The organism is Vibrio sp. 2433-A1, from assembly GCF_056726085.1.
In genome coordinates this window covers 17,471-33,605 of record NZ_JBRESC010000002.1, presented here as the reverse complement: position 1 = coordinate 33,605, position 16,135 = coordinate 17,471, and the positions used below count along the sequence as shown (strand labels likewise).

General features: G+C 46.8%; 16 protein-coding genes. 4 read left to right on the top strand and 12 right to left on the bottom strand.

The window, feature by feature from the left end:
- Positions 1–23 precede the first annotated feature (23 nt).
- Positions 24–1,331, top strand: coding sequence for a two-component system sensor histidine kinase EnvZ (gene envZ / locus ACU01J_RS02605; RefSeq protein WP_481084289.1), 1,308 nt, complete (start codon positions 24–26; stop codon positions 1,329–1,331).
- Between the two features lie 59 nt (positions 1,332–1,390).
- Here envZ and ACU01J_RS02600 read toward each other — a convergent pair whose 3' ends face one another.
- From ACU01J_RS02600 to gspC, 12 genes are read right to left on the bottom strand one after another with little or no spacing between them, the layout of a single operon-like run.
- Positions 1,391–2,155 (bottom strand): type II secretion system protein N, encoded by a 765-nt coding sequence (locus ACU01J_RS02600; protein WP_481084288.1) that lies wholly within the window; start codon positions 2,153–2,155, stop codon positions 1,391–1,393.
- A 4-nt stretch (positions 2,156–2,159) separates the two neighbouring features.
- Positions 2,160–2,651 (bottom strand): type II secretion system protein M, encoded by a 492-nt coding sequence (locus tag ACU01J_RS02595; RefSeq protein WP_481084287.1) that lies wholly within the window; start codon positions 2,649–2,651, stop codon positions 2,160–2,162.
- A gap of 9 nt (positions 2,652–2,660) precedes the next feature.
- On the bottom strand, positions 2,661–3,872 hold the full coding sequence (gspL, locus tag ACU01J_RS02590) for a type II secretion system protein GspL (protein WP_481084286.1): 1,212 nt from the start codon (positions 3,870–3,872) through the stop codon (positions 2,661–2,663).
- On the bottom strand, positions 3,838–4,851 hold the full coding sequence (gene gspK / locus ACU01J_RS02585; protein ID WP_481084477.1) for a type II secretion system minor pseudopilin GspK: 1,014 nt from the start codon (positions 4,849–4,851) through the stop codon (positions 3,838–3,840). Before gspK ends, gspL begins: the two co-directional genes overlap by 35 nt.
- The gene (gspJ, locus tag ACU01J_RS02580) at positions 4,844–5,494 is read right to left on the bottom strand and encodes a type II secretion system minor pseudopilin GspJ (RefSeq protein ID WP_481084285.1); all 651 of its coding nucleotides are present in this window, start codon (positions 5,492–5,494) and stop codon (positions 4,844–4,846) included. The genes gspK and gspJ overlap by 8 nt, the downstream gene beginning before the upstream one ends.
- Positions 5,481–5,837 (bottom strand): type II secretion system minor pseudopilin GspI, encoded by a 357-nt coding sequence (gspI, locus tag ACU01J_RS02575; protein WP_481084284.1) that lies wholly within the window; start codon positions 5,835–5,837, stop codon positions 5,481–5,483. Before gspI ends, gspJ begins: the two co-directional genes overlap by 14 nt.
- Positions 5,824–6,408 (bottom strand): type II secretion system minor pseudopilin GspH, encoded by a 585-nt coding sequence (gene gspH, locus ACU01J_RS02570; RefSeq protein ID WP_481084283.1) that lies wholly within the window; start codon positions 6,406–6,408, stop codon positions 5,824–5,826. Before gspH ends, gspI begins: the two co-directional genes overlap by 14 nt.
- 24 nt (positions 6,409–6,432) lie before the next feature.
- Entirely contained in the window at positions 6,433–6,876 is a 444-nt protein-coding gene (gspG, locus tag ACU01J_RS02565; RefSeq protein WP_004416815.1) for a type II secretion system major pseudopilin GspG, read from the bottom strand.
- A gap of 37 nt (positions 6,877–6,913) precedes the next feature.
- Positions 6,914–8,140, bottom strand: a complete 1,227-nt coding sequence (gene gspF / locus ACU01J_RS02560) for a type II secretion system inner membrane protein GspF (RefSeq protein ID WP_481084282.1) — start codon at positions 8,138–8,140, stop codon at positions 6,914–6,916.
- On the bottom strand, positions 8,140–9,630 hold the full coding sequence (gspE, locus tag ACU01J_RS02555; RefSeq protein ID WP_481084281.1) for a type II secretion system ATPase GspE: 1,491 nt from the start codon (positions 9,628–9,630) through the stop codon (positions 8,140–8,142). Before gspE ends, gspF begins: the two co-directional genes overlap by 1 nt.
- Entirely contained in the window at positions 9,630–11,657 is a 2,028-nt protein-coding gene (gspD, locus tag ACU01J_RS02550; protein ID WP_481084280.1) for a type II secretion system secretin GspD, read from the bottom strand. The genes gspE and gspD overlap by 1 nt, the downstream gene beginning before the upstream one ends.
- A gap of 39 nt (positions 11,658–11,696) precedes the next feature.
- On the bottom strand, positions 11,697–12,593 hold the full coding sequence (gene gspC / locus ACU01J_RS02545; RefSeq protein WP_481084279.1) for a type II secretion system protein GspC: 897 nt from the start codon (positions 12,591–12,593) through the stop codon (positions 11,697–11,699).
- Between the two features lie 269 nt (positions 12,594–12,862).
- Between gspC and hslR the strand changes: the two genes are divergently transcribed.
- The 3 genes from hslR to pckA all read left to right on the top strand — a co-directional run bounded on the left by hslR (position 12,863) and on the right by pckA (position 16,123).
- Positions 12,863–13,249, top strand: coding sequence for a ribosome-associated heat shock protein Hsp15 (gene hslR / locus ACU01J_RS02540; protein WP_481084278.1), 387 nt, complete (start codon positions 12,863–12,865; stop codon positions 13,247–13,249).
- Positions 13,250–13,278: 29 nt separating this feature from the next.
- Positions 13,279–14,154, top strand: a complete 876-nt coding sequence (hslO, locus tag ACU01J_RS02535; protein ID WP_481084277.1) for an Hsp33 family molecular chaperone HslO — start codon at positions 13,279–13,281, stop codon at positions 14,152–14,154.
- A gap of 337 nt (positions 14,155–14,491) precedes the next feature.
- The gene (gene pckA / locus ACU01J_RS02530; RefSeq protein ID WP_481084276.1) at positions 14,492–16,123 is read left to right on the top strand and encodes a phosphoenolpyruvate carboxykinase (ATP); all 1,632 of its coding nucleotides are present in this window, start codon (positions 14,492–14,494) and stop codon (positions 16,121–16,123) included.
- Positions 16,124–16,135: the final 12 nt, after the last annotated feature.

The following is a 16,135-nucleotide window of genomic DNA, read 5'->3' as shown; positions in this document are numbered from 1 at the left end:
GCAACTCGCTTAAGGTTGGTGTTATGCGCATCCGCAGCTCATTTACTCAATCCATACTTATCTTCCTGACCCTACTGATTGCCAGTCAGGTTTACTCTTACTACGCTGTGTTCAACTACGCTCTAATGCCGAGTTTGCAGCAGTTCAATAAGATCCTTGGCCACGAAATCAACTTGATGCTTGATGATTCAGAGATCACGGCAGATGAGCTAGATATAAATGCGCCACTGCGTCGCCGTGTTCTAGAGCAGCTTGGGGTGACAATTCATGCTAAAGATAGCCCAATGGCCGATGAGTACTACCATGCGGTGACCATCGACCTAATGAGTGAAGAGATGACCCAAGAGCTCGGTTCACCGACAGATGTGCGTATGATGCTTGGCAGTGACAGTTATGTATTGTGGATGAAGATTGATTCGCTGCCCGATTCACTGCTACGTATTCCACTTTCTGAGCTGCAAGAAGAGGACTTCACTCCGCTCTTTCGCAATAGCTTAATCATGGCGTTACTGATAGTTGCCGGTGGCTGGCTGTTTATCCGCTTACAAAATCGTCCATTGATCGCGCTAGAAAAAGCAGCAAAGGGGGTTGGACGAGGCGAGATCCCTCCGCCACTGCCAGAAAAAGGGCCTTCGGAGATACGCTCAGTTACTCGCGCATTTAATCAGATGTCGAAAGGCATTCAAGCGCTTGAAGAAGACCGCGCGTTATTAATGGCGGGAATTAGCCACGACTTACGTACACCTTTGACTCGTATTCGCCTAGCAACAGAGATGATGTCGCCGGAAGACAGTTATCTTGCCGAAGGCATCATCAGCGATACCGAAGAGTGTAATGAAATCATCAGTCAGTTCATGGACTACCTAAAGCCCGTTAACAAAGACTCTTTCATTCCCGTTGATCTTAATGATATTGCCAATGATGTGGCATCGTCTGAGGGGGGCTATGAGGTTCAGATTGAAACTGAGCTCCACCAGCCGCTCAAAGAGACCATTGGCAGTCCGATTGCGATTAAGCGCGCTGTGAGTAACTTAGTCGTCAATGCGATTCGCTATGGTAATGATTGGATCAAAGTCAGTACCGGTATCACCGCGGATAACAAACTTGTGTGGGTTTGTATTGAAGATAACGGCCCTGGTATTGAGCAGAGCCAGATTGGCAAACTGTTCGAACCCTTTACCCGTGGCGATACTGCACGAGGCAGTGAAGGGACTGGATTAGGTCTAGCTATCGTTAAGCGTATCGCCAGTCAGCATAATGGCTCAGTGATTGTAAACAACCGCAGTGGCGGCGGCTTAAAAGTCCAAATCAGTTTCCCTGCCAGTAAATAACAAAAGGGCAGCCAACAATGGCTGCCCTTTTGTCTATCTTACGATGCCAAACTGCCGATTTATAAACGACCACGGTACGTAAATGGGAACTTACCTTCTGAGTCCGCCTGATTCGGCAGCCACTTCATTTGCTGAGTTAACTCACTAGGAAACTCACTTTTCGGCTTAAACCACGCGGTGGCGACAAAATTGCGGTTTGACTCTACAGTCACCTTCGCACTGCTCACAACCTGATCGCTATTTTGCTCTGCAGAAATATCAACCTTGCTGTCTCGGCAATTGAACTGGGCGACAATCGGCCCTGTCGCCAACTCGGCGATTGGTGAACCAATCACATCGGTATTCCAGACTAGGCTCCCTTCAGCGGCCTGACAGAATGGTGCAGCATAAGAGTAAGAACGTAAGCTCAGCTCAACTTGACCGTTGAGATCTAGCGGTACGGGTAAGCTCGGTGCTATTTCTAGCACGGAGGTCACCGGCATGGATGCAATCACATTCTCAGCGTAAGGACCACTTGACGCATAACCGACCACTCCACGTCCTTGTAGCTGAATATCACTCCCACGACCAAAGCGAACTTTGGCTTCAAGTTTGGCTGTTAACAGCTGACTCGGCCTCAATTGCCAATTCAATTGGCCGTAGTTTTGGCCATTCCATATCACTTGATTAGCAGAGCCTTGCCATATCGTCCCTTCTACGCCGACTAAACTAAGCTGACTTGGCAGCGGTGCGTATTGGAATAAAAACTGAGCAGGCAGATGCACCAAGGCACTGGTCGACAAGACGCCACCAAGAAACAGGCCAGATAGAATGTTTTTTTTCACGCTTCTACCCTCGGCCAAATTGCAGTCGATTGATTTCTACCATGCCTTCTTGAGCACCTTTATCTAGATCAAGGAAGACAACGCCGATACCGTAGTTTTCCTGTAAGAAAGTCACCCAGTTCATGAACTGATTGAATGGCATAGGCGCAACCCAAACTTGGAACTCATCACCACGAGGCTGGACGCGAATCAATTCAACCTTAAAACGTTGCACGCTTGATGACACCGCTTGGTTGATCGGCAAACCAGAGACACTCTTACCGCCTTGCCCTTTGAGCACAGCGATCTCATCAGCTTTATCTTTTACCCAAGCAAGCAACTGCTTTTCACTTTGAATGCGCATTTGAGCGTTATCCGCTCGGGTCACAACTGGCTGAACAACACCCCAATATAGACCACCGACTAACACTAATAGTGTACAAGCAATCACAAGGCGCTGCTCGCGTTGCGAAATACTCTGCCACCATGCCTGGAAGGAGGCTAATAGATTATTCATACTCACTCCTTACAGTGGTTTTAAAACAAACGAGCCGTTAACATTGCTGCCCGAACGATTGAGCTGCCCTTGCTCAACAGTAAAACGAACACCGAGTAGTTCTGCCGCTTTCTCAAAAGTCTGGAAGTCTTTACTTTGCGCTTGCAAACGTATTTCGTTGCGCCCTTCATCATACTTAAAGCTAGTCAACGTTAGCCCAGGAACCTGTTTCAGTAGTGGTGGCAGCTTAACCATTAAGCTCACTAGAGCGCTACTATCTGCCCCGCCAGACAAACGCTCCGCTTCTCGGTTCATTTCTCGCTTGAGATAACTCACCGTAGGGATTTTGCTTTTACCCGGTAAAGATTGACGGAAGATACGTTCACTCTCTGCACGATAAGCGGCAGCCTGCGCCTCAAAGCGCTGAACTTTAAGTACGTTATCGACCACCACAACCGCAAGCAGAAATACCGCTGCGATTGCCACTTTTTGCCATGTTTTCCAGTGACGACTAAAAGAAGACCTTGGCTTAAATGCACCAGTTAAAAGGTTGATTTTACTAATCAAAGCCTGCTCTGCGAGCAACTGCATCACCAACTTAGGTTCACCATTTTGCCATTGCTGATCTTCAGCCAGTTCTAGATTAGGCAACGCCGAGTAAGCGGTCAGCGGTAAAAAATCCTCATCGCGCTTAACCCAACCTGACTGAGCGATCAGCGCTAACCAATCACTTTCAATCGCCATACCTGAATAAGGTGACTTTTTAAGTAGCCATTGACCGCCAAGTTCTACCGCTGAAATACCCTCGACATCTGGCAGGGCCAACACATCTGGCATCACCTGATATATCTGACAGCCTTGCTCGCGTAAGTCACTCAGCAATTGCTCAAGGAAAGCCCGATCAATCGCACACACTTGCGCTCGCCCTTGAGCTTTGTTTAACACCGAGAAGTGCAACTGATCGACATCTTGGGCTAAATCATCTTCCAATACATACGGCAGCATAGATTCAAACTGACGACTCGCACCGGAAGGAATCTCCATATCCGTCAGCACTAAGCTTTGCGCTGAGATTAATACCAACGTGTGGCGACCTTGGGCATAATTAGCCAATTCAGGCAATGCTGAGCGGTCTGATAACTCACCGCTGGCGATCACCTCGTGTTGTGATTGTGACCAAACTATCCATTGAATAGCTTGCGCCGTATTATTGCTCAGTCGAACGATCAGAAACTCGTTCACCGATACCTCCGAAGCGACGGCGTATTACCGTCGCAGTTTCCTTATTCTCGCTAAATAGCAAGCTACGTACTCTCATTCGAGAGTCGCCGACTAACAATTCAGCATCCAATTCAAAATAAGCACTCGTCACCGCAAGGTAACCTTTGGCATCTTTCTTTTGCTCTTCATTAACGGAAGAGAACTCTTTTTCACTTAAAAAATCATCAATGCTGCCCCAACCATCAAAGGGGCGATTCTCTAGTACCTGTTTAGCCTGATCTAAGCCTAGCGCAGGGTTAAACATTGCCACCAATAACGCAGCTTGCTCCGGCTTTAAGGTGTTCACATTGAGACGAAAATCAGACGTTGGTAGCGCACATATATAAGGGCGCACTTTTTCCATGACCTCGCCAGAAACTTGGTTGATTGCTCTTAGCTCCGAGCCATCTGCCAATAGGCTATTTGCCGCCATATACGCAGGTGACATCGATTCATAAAAGCTGTCTTCGACACCACTGGTCGAATTAACAGAGTTGTCACTATCAACATACTCCCACAGAGACTGGGCGATGGTTTCCGCTTGATAGTTTTCAACCTCAAGCTCTTCTAATAAATGCTGAAAAGCCTCTACCAAGTAAGGCGCTTTATCTGAGCCCGCTGCCACTTCAACATCCGCCAACGCATTGATATTAAAGCACGCTTGCTTATCAACTAAGCGACCCGACAAAGTACCAAAATCAAGCGGATAAGTTTGCTCTTCTAGCGCCCATGGTTGAGACAAGTTAATCGTGTCTGAATCCTTATAGCTTTGCTCAATACCCGCCTTGGCCAACGCTTCTGCGCCCAAGCTATACCAGTATGCTTGCTGATAATTAATCTGGTTGGTTGCGCGTTTAAATTGGCCGAATAAGCGGTCTGACATGGTGGCGGTAATCGTAACCATCACTGCTAGCAACAACAAAATGATGATCAGGGCAACGCCGCGCTGCTTTTTAACCATCATTATCTGACTCCTCACCACCTTCAAGCATGCCACCGGTAGTCAGATATATACGTTCAATTTTACCGTAATCTTTTAGCTTAAGAGTCACCGCCACTGCTTTTGGCAGACGATAATTTTTCTGCCAGTTATCACTCCACTGGCTACCATCGTAGAAACGCATCTCAAACGACTCGACACCATCAAGCAGTGGCATCACCACTCCTTCTTGCCCCGCAGGAGTATCCACATAGCGCCACCAAACTCGCTCAAGTTGATCGTCTTTGATTCGGTAGCCGACCTTACTTACCTCACCACGAGGAAACTGCTGCTGCGGGTTATGCCAGCCCAAACGAGCGAACATCACGCCTTTAGCATCCGAGTCGAGTAAGTAATCTTGCCATTGGATAAGCTTTGCTGAAGCCTCTTCGCCATTGGTGCGTGACTGACGCAGGGCCATTTGACGAAAGTCGTTATCCATAAATACCAGCGCACGCTGCAATGATTTCAATCGTTCACTGCGCTCGAGAGACAACTCATTACTGCGCTGGATTTGATTTAGCACCTGATAAGCACCGACACTTAAGCTGGCAAAAATAGCAATCGCCACCAGCACTTCAATCAAAGTGAAGCCTTGTTGGCCAGAGCGCTTATTTCGGTACATAACTTCTTACCGTCACTATCGGCGACGCTTTGGCACTGGTCGCCACCTTAACATCAAACGCTTGCAGCATATCGCCACTGGTCGACACTGGCTCGACGCTCCAAAACCACTCTCTTTTCGCTAAGGTTTCTTTGCCTTTTTCCTTACGCAGCTTGCCATTAGATAGCATCACCTTTGCCATTTGATTATCGGCTACCATAGCGGCAAAGGTTTTCTCTTCAAGGAAGTTGAGCGTATTAATATGCTGACTCACCGAACGAATCGTGGCAATCGCCGCAGTGGCGAAGATCGCCAACGCAACTAAGACTTCCAGCAAGGTAAAACCACGTTTATTGCTGCTCATCAGACTCTCCTGGGGCAAGCAGAAGAATCTGACCATTTTCTTTTGCTACTATTCGCCACGCATCTTTCTCGGCATCCGAATTTTGTGGGTAAATAGCAATAGAAAATGGCGTCACTTCGCCACTAGACATAATAAAAACTTGTGGAGGAGGAAGACGCTTTTCTTGCTCATTTTCAGCGAACATCTCTTCATCAAAAAGGCTGCCAGGCTCAAACAGACGATCTTTATTAGCCCAAACATTACCGCCCAACACTAGGCTCAACGCTAAGTTATCTTCTAACTCTGTTCGGCTGGTTATATTGGCATTATCCAGGCGCTGCCAACCTTCTGATGTCAGATGAAAAAACTCATACAGTGACTTTTTATCATCAACATGCAGGCCATAATCTCGGCCACTGAGCATCGCTTCTTCATTTAAAAGCTGAACACGGTGATAGAGTGATTGAGCCTGCTGTTTGGCGCCATCTTCTGCATTGACAGGGAGTGTTGAGATAACAGCTACTGATGCTACCGATACCAGTACTAATACCAGTAAAATCTCAAGTAACGTAAAACCAGAGTGATGGCGCATTTTCAATCGAGAAAGCCCTATTACTTACTGAAAGTCTTGAATGTTCCAGTTACCAATATCTGTATTGGCACCTTCACCACCTTCTTGACCATCAGCACCTAAAGTAAAGATGTCCACGCTGCCGTTATCTCCTGGGCTTAGGTACTGGTAGTCATTGCCCCATGGATCATTAGGTAGACGTTTGATATAACCACCGTCACGGTAGTTACGCGGCTCTGGGCTTGAAGGCTTATTGACTAACGCATCTAGGCCCTGATCCGTTGATGGGTAAACACTGTTGTCTAGCTTGTACATATCAAGCGCATTTTCTAACGCAACAATATCAGTAATCGCTTTTTGTTGGTCAGCTTTCTCTTTGTTACCCAGCAAGTTAGGCACAACGAAACTTGCCAAAATACCCAAGATAACCACTACGACCATGACTTCTAATAGGGTAAAGCCTGACTGTTTTTTCATTTTTTTGTTCATTTCTCTCTCCACTAAATCTCTAGCTAGGCTAAAACGGTTATGAACTCATTAAGTTATTCATTTCTAGAATTGGCATCAGTGTCGCCAGTACAATAAACAGCACTAAACCGGCCATAAGCGCAATCAATGCTGGAGTAAATATCCCCAACGCAATATTGACCGTTGATTCAAAGTTCGCATCTTGGTTATCTGCTGCGCGCGTCAACATCCCCTCTAGTTCACCACTCTGCTCACCACTGGCGATCATATGCAGCATCATAGGTGGAAACAGCTTGGTTTGTTCAAGTGCACGACGTAAGCTTACCCCTTCACGAACATTGTCGGCCGCCACTAAGACCTGCTGTTTGACGTAATGGTTCGACATAACATCGACAGCAACGCGCATTCCTTCCAAAATTGGAATCGAGCTCGAGGTACAGATAGACAAAGTACGGGCAAATCGCGAAGTATTTAGGCCACGGGCTATCTTGCCAATCAGAGGCAATGAGATAACTTTACGATCCCAACCAAGGCGAATATTGGGTTTACTGAGGGCAAACTTCACCAAGTAAATCAGGACAAAGGTGGCGATTAACAGCTGTATACCCCAGTTTTGAATAAACTCGCTTGACGCTAATAGGAGCTGAGTCGATTGCGGAAGTTCTTGACCCATTTGGACAAACTGACCAACGATTTTTGGCACAACCGCTGCTAATAAGAAGGCAACAATACACACCGCAAACACCACCAACACAACCGGATAGAGCATCGCTTGCTGTAATTTAGAACGCAACTTCTGACGATTCTCAGCGTAATCGGCCAAACGTTCCAAAACCGAATCAAGGTGACCCGACTTTTCCCCTGCCGAGACCATTGAGCGGAATAGTTCATCGAATATATGAGGAAAGTCTGCCAAGCTGTCAGCTAAGGTATAGCCTTCCGTGACCTTGGAACGCACCGCTAACAGCATGGTACGAATACGCGGTTTCTCTGATTGCTCGGAGACAGCCTTTAAACACTCTTCAAGTGGCATACCTGATTGAACTAAGGTTGCTAGCTGTCGGGTAATGAGCGCTAAATCAGGGGTGCTTAAACCACGTTTAAACTGAAACGTCGCCGGGCTGCTGCTTTGTTGTTTCGCTTTCTGCCTGGTTTCAGTCACTTCAACAGGTATCAGTCCCTGCTCTTTAAGTCTGGCGCGAACCTGGCGGGCATTATCGCCCTCAATCACGCCTTTCTTATTTTTACCTCGTACATCGAGTGCTTTGTATTCAAACGCTGCCATTAGCCTTCCTTGGTCACTCGCATCACTTCTTCAAGTGAAGTAATACCTTGGCGCACTTTATCTAAGCCATCTTGACGAATGCTTGGGGTGCGCTCGCGAATGCTTTTCTCGATCGCCTGCTCACCCGCCTCGCTATGAATCAGCTCTTGTACTTCTTCATCGACCACCAGCAATTCATGAATGCCAGTACGACCTCGGTAACCTTTAAAGTTACACGCTTCACAGCCACAAGCATGATACAAGGTCAGCTCATCTTTCTTCTTCAGACCAAACAGCTTCTTAGTCTCTTTGTCCGCTTCATGCGGCTCTTTACAGTCAGGGCATAAGGTGCGAACCAATCGCTGTGCCAACACACCCAACAGAGAAGAGGAAATCAAAAATGGCTCAATGCCCATATCGCGCAAGCGAGTAATCGCACCAACCGCGGTATTGGTGTGCAAAGTCGACATCACTAAGTGACCCGTCAAAGAGGCTTGGACACCGATTTGCGCCGTTTCTAAGTCACGGATCTCACCCACCATCACCACGTCAGGGTCTTGACGCAGTATTGCGCGTAATCCACGGGCAAAGGTCATATCGACTTTAGGGTTAACCTGAGTCTGACCGATACCATCAATATCGAATTCTATTGGGTCTTCAACCGTAAGAATATTGCGCTCGTTACTGTTAATTTCAGCTAGGCCAGCATATAAAGTGGTCGACTTACCCGAACCCGTCGGGCCGGTCACCAAGATAATACCGTGAGGGCGCTGGATCATCTGACGGAAGGCGTTATGGTTAACCTCCGTCATACCTAAACTGTGCAGGTCAAGACGAGTCGCGTTCTTATCTAAAAGACGCATTACCACGCGCTCACCATGGGAAGAAGGCATGGTCGAAACACGCACATCTACCGCTCGGCCACCAATGCGCAATGAGATACGTCCATCCTGTGGCACGCGCTTTTCCGCGATATCCATCTTAGCCATGACTTTGACTCGCGAGACCAGCAGTGGCGCAAGCTTACGACTTGGCGACAGTACGTCACGTAGCACACCATCAATACGGAAGCGAATCGACAGACTCTTCTCAAAGGTCTCGATATGGATGTCCGATGCACCTTCTTTGATGGCTTCACCAAGCATGGCGTTAATCAATTTGATAATAGGCGCATCATCTTCCGACTCCAGCAGGTCCTCATCTTGCGGTAAATCTTCTGCCAAAGAGAAAAAATCGTCACTATCCGCGCCAATGTCTTCCATCAGCTGACGAGCCTCAGAAGAGTCGCGCTGATACGCTTCGGTCAGTTTGCTATCAAATGCCTCTTTGGTGATTTCTTGCAACGTAAACGGCTGAGCACAAACTCGGTTTACTTCACGCAAAGCATCGACGCAAATTGGCGCAACGTAGAATAACACTAAACCTTGCTCACCTAACTCAAGTACCAACTTGAAGCGATTGGCGAAGCTAAACGGTAAACGCTTGAAATCCGGTGTAACTGCTACATCCATTACTGGCTATCCATCTGGTCAAGGAAAGCTTGAATCTCTATCGGGTGACGAATATCCTCACCGAATTTTGGTAGCACCGGAATATTGGCATCATCCATCAGCTTAAGACCTTGGTCTGCCTTGTAGAGCTGCTCAGCACGAATAAAGTTGTATTTACGCTGGGTGATACCATCCGCTGTCATACCATCACGAATAATGGTTGGCTTGATAAATACCATCAGATTCTTTTTCTCTACTTGGGTACTGGTCGACTTAAATAGATGACCCAAATATGGGATGTCACCCAAGATTGGCACTTTCGACTCACTCTCTTGTGCGCGCTCATCAATCAAACCACCCAAGACAATCATCTGACCATCTTCCACCATCACAGAAGTATTGAGCTGACGTTTAGCAAAACGCACATCGACCGCACCATTGGCGCCCAATACGTTAGACACTTCCTGCTCAATCTTCAGCTGAACTGAGTTACCTTCGTTGATTTGCGGTACCACTTTCAGCTTGATACCGACCTCTTTACGGTCGACAGTCTGGAATGGATTTTCATTGTTAGAGCCCGACGTTGAGCCCGTTAATACCGGCACTTCTTCACCAACAATAAAAGAGGCTTCGCCATTGTCCATTACAGTAATACTTGGGGATGACAGAATGTTGGAATTGGAATCAGTCGACACTGCGCTGATCAGTGCTGTCCAGTCGCCCATCGCTACACTCAGTGCAGCGCCATTAACCCCTTTTAACGCGGAAGCCAGTGTCGAGTAATCTCCTTTTTCAGTGGTTGTTTCATTACGCAGAAACTTACCATTCTGATCGTAAACGGCGGTTGTTTTTGAGGTATCTTTCGCTTCCTCTAGCCCAACCATTACCTGACCAATAGATGCCCCAGTATTGCCATACTGAACCACAGCTCCACTCTCTAACGACCCCCATTGAACACCAAGGTTGATACCATCACCTTCTGACATTTCGACAATCAGAGCTTCGATCAACACCTGAGCACGGCGAATATCCAGTTGAGCAATCACATCTTGCAGCGCACTCATAATATCCGGCGGCGCAGTCAGTACTAATGCATTTGTGCCCGGATGCGCCGCAATTACGACATCACTACGTTGAGCCGAGTTTGAGTTGCTCCCCTGCGACTTCTCTGCTTGAAGATTATCAGAAACCCCTTTTAAGACATCGACTAACTCTTCGGCTTTAGCATATTTAAGATAAACCACGCGGCTGTTACCTTTAGCCGAAGCCATTTCAACATCCAGCTGCTTGATCAATCTACGTAAACGCTGACGCACTTTAGGGTCACCTGAAAGCAAAATTGAGTTAGTGCGATCATCAGCAACCAATTTAGGTTGCAAAAAAGCTGGGGTATTCTTGGCATCCGTGGTTTTGTTTAATGCTTGAACAATACGCACCATTTCTGCTGCGGAAGCATTTTCAAGCTCAACCACTTCAATCTCTTTATCACCCGCTTGGTCGACACGTTTAATGATGTCAGCAAGACGGTTTACCACCGCAGCGCGACCAGTAATCAAGATGATGTTAGCTGGGTCGTAGTGCACTACGTTACCCGCGCCCGCATTGTCGTTTAGCTGACGTAGTAGCGGTGAAAGCTCACGCACAGAAACATTACGCACGGCAACAACACGTGTGACAACCTCATCTCCACTGATGGAGCCATCGCCAACTACAGGTACAGCTGAAGTTTTAGCGTCTTTCGACTTAATGACCTTGAGAATGCCGTTGTCCATCTCAACCACAGCAAAACCATACACTTCTAGTACATTAAGGAAGAAGCTGTAGTACTGTTCTTCAGTCAACATGTCATAGCTGCGTACGTCGACTTTACCACGCACGGATGGATCAACAATGATGGTCTTTTCTAGGTTACGACCAACAATATTAATGAACTCTTGAATGTCTGTACCTTTAAAGCTGGCACTAAAGTCATTAGCCGCCACTATAGTCGGGAACGTCAATAAGCTTCCTGCTAAAAGCCATATGCTCTTTTTAAGCCAATGGTTCACACTTTACTCCTCGAACGACTGCCACTGCGTGCGACACTCTTATAATTCAATGTATATTTCATGCGGCTGACCATTACGTTCTACCGTCAGCGTTAACTCAGTTACTTGAGACAAATTCTTAAAGATTTGACTCATTACCGAGGGGTCTTTTAAATCTAAGCCGTTAATTGACACGGCAATATCACCTTGCTTCAAGCCAACCGACTCAAACAGCGCTTTATCTTTGCCTGGTGACAAGCGATATCCCACTACGTCGCCATCTTTCTTTATTTGTGACATACGCACGTACTGGAAAATCTTTGAACTGTCTTGACGAATCTCTTGGCGAATCTTCTCTAAAGCTTCTGCTGGCACTTGGCTGTGAGTCGAACTTGTCTCTGCTTTACTCTTAAGTGCAGCTTCAGGTTTGCTGTACTTAAGGCCTTCCAGCATCACTGTTTCATTGCGTCCAGAGTTATCAATGATCACGCGATCAGACTGAACTTGAACTAGTTTCGCCCGAGTACCTTCGATCACCTCATTAATGCCATAAGTCGCCTGACGACCACGATTGGCGATCACCGCTAGGCTTTTTCCTGCATTTGAGCTCACCACAGTACCAACTAAGACTACATTGAGACGGCTCTTAGGCGCATCTTGCAGCTTAGGTTGATCCACGACAGGCGCGGTCTGATTTAGCTCACCAAACAGATGACTATTCTGCAGTTCAGAAATATCGATACCGCCTGCGGAATCGCTACCACTCGGAGTCACATTAACTGGACGCCATTGAGATACTGATGGAGTACTCCAGGGCTGCCAAATCATTTGGCCAATAATCCATGCGCTGATCGCCAATAATACAATCATAATGGTATAGCTAGCGCGCTGCTGAACGTGTGGTTCCTTTAACGATTCGCTGAGCTTATATAGTGCTTGGGCACTGTTTTGCTTCACTCACTATCCTTACTATTAGTCTGATGCATTCGTTACACCGTTTAGCTGGTCGATAGCCACTCCAACAAGCTTGTCAGAATTGGTAACTTATTAATAACTTAGCTGATCATTGTATCAGACTATGACACAAGCTAAACGTCAAAGCCTATGTATGAAATTTCACAATACCCTTTTTTTTTGATCTCGCTTGAAAAATGGGGCATCCATCACCATTGTTACTGCATCTATTTGGAATCAAAGATTCATCACCTTAGAGGGCACAAAGCACTATGGGTTCCCAAACCGAAGCAGTAAGACTCGATAAGTGGCTATGGGCAGCGCGTTTTTACAAGACTCGTTCCATCGCTCGAAACATGGTCGATGGTGGCAAAGTCCATTATAATGGCCAGCGCAGTAAACCTAGCAAAGCGGTCGAACTTGGTGCAGTAATCACTCTAAGACAAGGCCACGAAGAAAAAGTTGTGGTGATTGAAAAAATCTCTGACCAACGACGCGGGGCTCCGGAAGCACAACTGCTCTACTCAGAAACCGCAGAGAGTGTAAGCAAACGCGAAGAAAACGCAGCGCAGCGGAAACTTCATGCACATAACCCGAGCCCAGATCGCCGCCCTGACAAGAAGCAGCGCCGCGACATCATTAAATTTAAACACCAATAAGCTCTACCAGATTTACGAGGAATCGCCACATGGCAAGCAATGTTTTGAATCGCTACTTATTTGAAGACCTTTCAGTACGTGGTGAGTTGGTACAGTTGGATGACGCTTACCAGCAAATTATTTCAAGCAAGGAATACCCTGCAGCACTACAAAAGCTGCTAGGGGAGCTATTGGTATCAACAACTCTATTAACCGCGACATTAAAGTTCGAAGGTTCTATCACTATGCAGCTGCAAGGTGATGGTCCGGTATCTCTCGCGGTAATTAATGGCGATCACGATCAGAAGATCCGCGGTGTTGCTCGTTTTGAGGGTGACATCGCCGATGACGCGACGATCCACGACATGATGGGTAAAGGTTACTTAGTGATCACCATCGATCCTAAGAAAGGCGAACGTTACCAAGGTATCGTTGCACTGGAAGGCGATAACCTAGCTGAGGTTCTAGAGGGCTACTTCGCTAATTCAGAACAGCTTAAAACCCGCCTATGGTTACGTACAGGTGAGTACGAAGGCCAAGCACACGCTGCTGGCATGCTGATTCAAGTCGTTCCTGATGGCACTGGTTCACCGGATGACTTTGAGCACCTAGAGCAACTGACTAATACAGTTAAAAATGAAGAGCTATTTAGCTTAGAAGCAAGCAAGCTACTTTACCGCCTCTACAACCAAGAAAAAGTACGCCTGTTTGACCCTCAACCTGTTGAGTTCTTCTGTGGCTGTTCTCGTGAGCGTAGTGGCGCGGCGATCGTGACTATCGATCGCGCGGAAGTAAATGACATTTTGGCAGAGATTGGCTCAATTTCTTTACATTGTGATTACTGCGGCACGAACTATTCGTTCAACTCAGCTGACGTAGAAGAGCTGTTCTCGCACGCAACTTCAGGCGGAAATAAACTGCATTAATTTTTATGGCATAGCAAGCCTGTAATTTACCTTTCAAAAGGCCAGCGCACGCTGGCCTTTTTGTGATCAAAGCCCCGTATTACCTAGCCTCCCCCGTAATAAAACAACCGGTTAATTTTAGACAAACAATAATACTTTTGCCCTAGCGCAAAGCTTTGCGCACACGATAAACTAACCGTACCAATATGTGATGAGTCACTTAAAACCCCAACATGATTACGGGTATTTTTTGAGCTATATCCCTGTTTTCTAAGAGGCCCATTGCTAGCATGGTGAGCAGATAAAAATTAAAAAGTTATTACAAAATCCCTACAAAATATTCCAATAAGGAGCACCTATGACCGTTATGGAACATACTAAGGCTGCAACAATTGATCTTACCAAACACGGGCTTCATAACGTAAAAGAGGTTATTCGTAACCCTAGCTACGAAATGTTGTTCGAAGAAGAGACTCGCGCTGATCTGGAAGGCTACGAAAAAGGCACTGTGACAGAATTAGGCGCTGTTGCTGTTGATACCGGTATCTTTACCGGCCGCTCACCAAAAGATAAGTACATTGTGAAAGATGCAACCACTGAAGAGCATATGTGGTGGACGTCAGATGCAGTAAAAAACGATAACAAGCCAATCGACCAAGCAGTGTGGAATGACCTAAAGACGCTAGTAACAGAGCAACTGTCAGGCAAGCGTGTCTTTGTCATCGACGGATACTGCGGGGCAAACCCAGATACTCGTCTTAGCATTCGTGTGATCACTGAAGTAGCGTGGCAAGCGCACTTTGTGAAAAACATGTTCATCCGCCCAAGCGAAGAAGAGCTAACGACTTTCGAACCTGATTTCGTGGTGATGAACGGCGCTAAGTGTACTAACCAGAAATGGGAACAGCACGGCCTAAACTCTGAAAACTTCACTGTGTTCAACCTAACTGAGCGCATGCAACTTATCGGCGGCACTTGGTACGGCGGTGAGATGAAGAAAGGTATGTTCGCGATGATGAACTACTTCCTTCCTCTGAAAGACATTGCTTCTATGCACTGTAGCGCCAACAAGTGTAAAGAAAACGGTGATGTGGCGATCTTCTTTGGTCTATCTGGTACAGGTAAAACTACGCTATCGACTGATCCGAAACGCGAGCTTATCGGCGATGATGAGCACGGTTGGGATGACGACGGCGTGTTCAACTTTGAAGGCGGTTGTTACGCGAAAACCATCAAGCTTTCAAAAGAAGCTGAGCCAGACATCTACAACGCAATTCGCCGTGATGCGCTACTAGAAAACGTGACGGTTCGCTCTGACGGTTCAATCGACTTCGATGACGGTTCAAAAACGGAAAACACTCGTGTTTCTTACCCAATCGAACACATTGAGAATATCGTTAAGCCAGTATCAAAAGCAGGTCATGCCAACAAAGTGATCTTCCTATCGGCTGATGCATTTGGCGTTCTACCACCAGTCTCTAAGCTGACACCTGAGCAGACTAAGTACCACTTCCTATCAGGCTTTACTGCTAAGCTAGCTGGTACTGAGCGTGGTATTACAGAGCCAACGCCAACCTTCTCTGCTTGTTTTGGTGCAGCGTTCCTAACACTGCACCCTACTAAGTACGCAGAAGTACTGGTGAAACGTATGGAAGCAGCGGGTGCAGAAGCTTACCTAGTAAACACAGGCTGGAATGGCAGCGGAAAACGTATCTCAATTCAAGATACGCGTGCCATCATCGATGCGATCCTAGATGGCTCAATTGAACAAGCTGAAACTAAGCACATTCCTATCTTCAACCTTGAAATACCAACCGCACTGCATGATGTTGACCCAGGAATCTTAGATCCACGTGATACTTACACTGACCCACTACAGTGGGAAAGTAAGGCGAAGGATCTCGCAAGCCGCTTTATCAATAACTTTGATAAGTACACTGACAATGACGAAGGTAAATCATTGGTTGCGGCAGGTCCTCAGCTAGATTAGTGATATCGACAG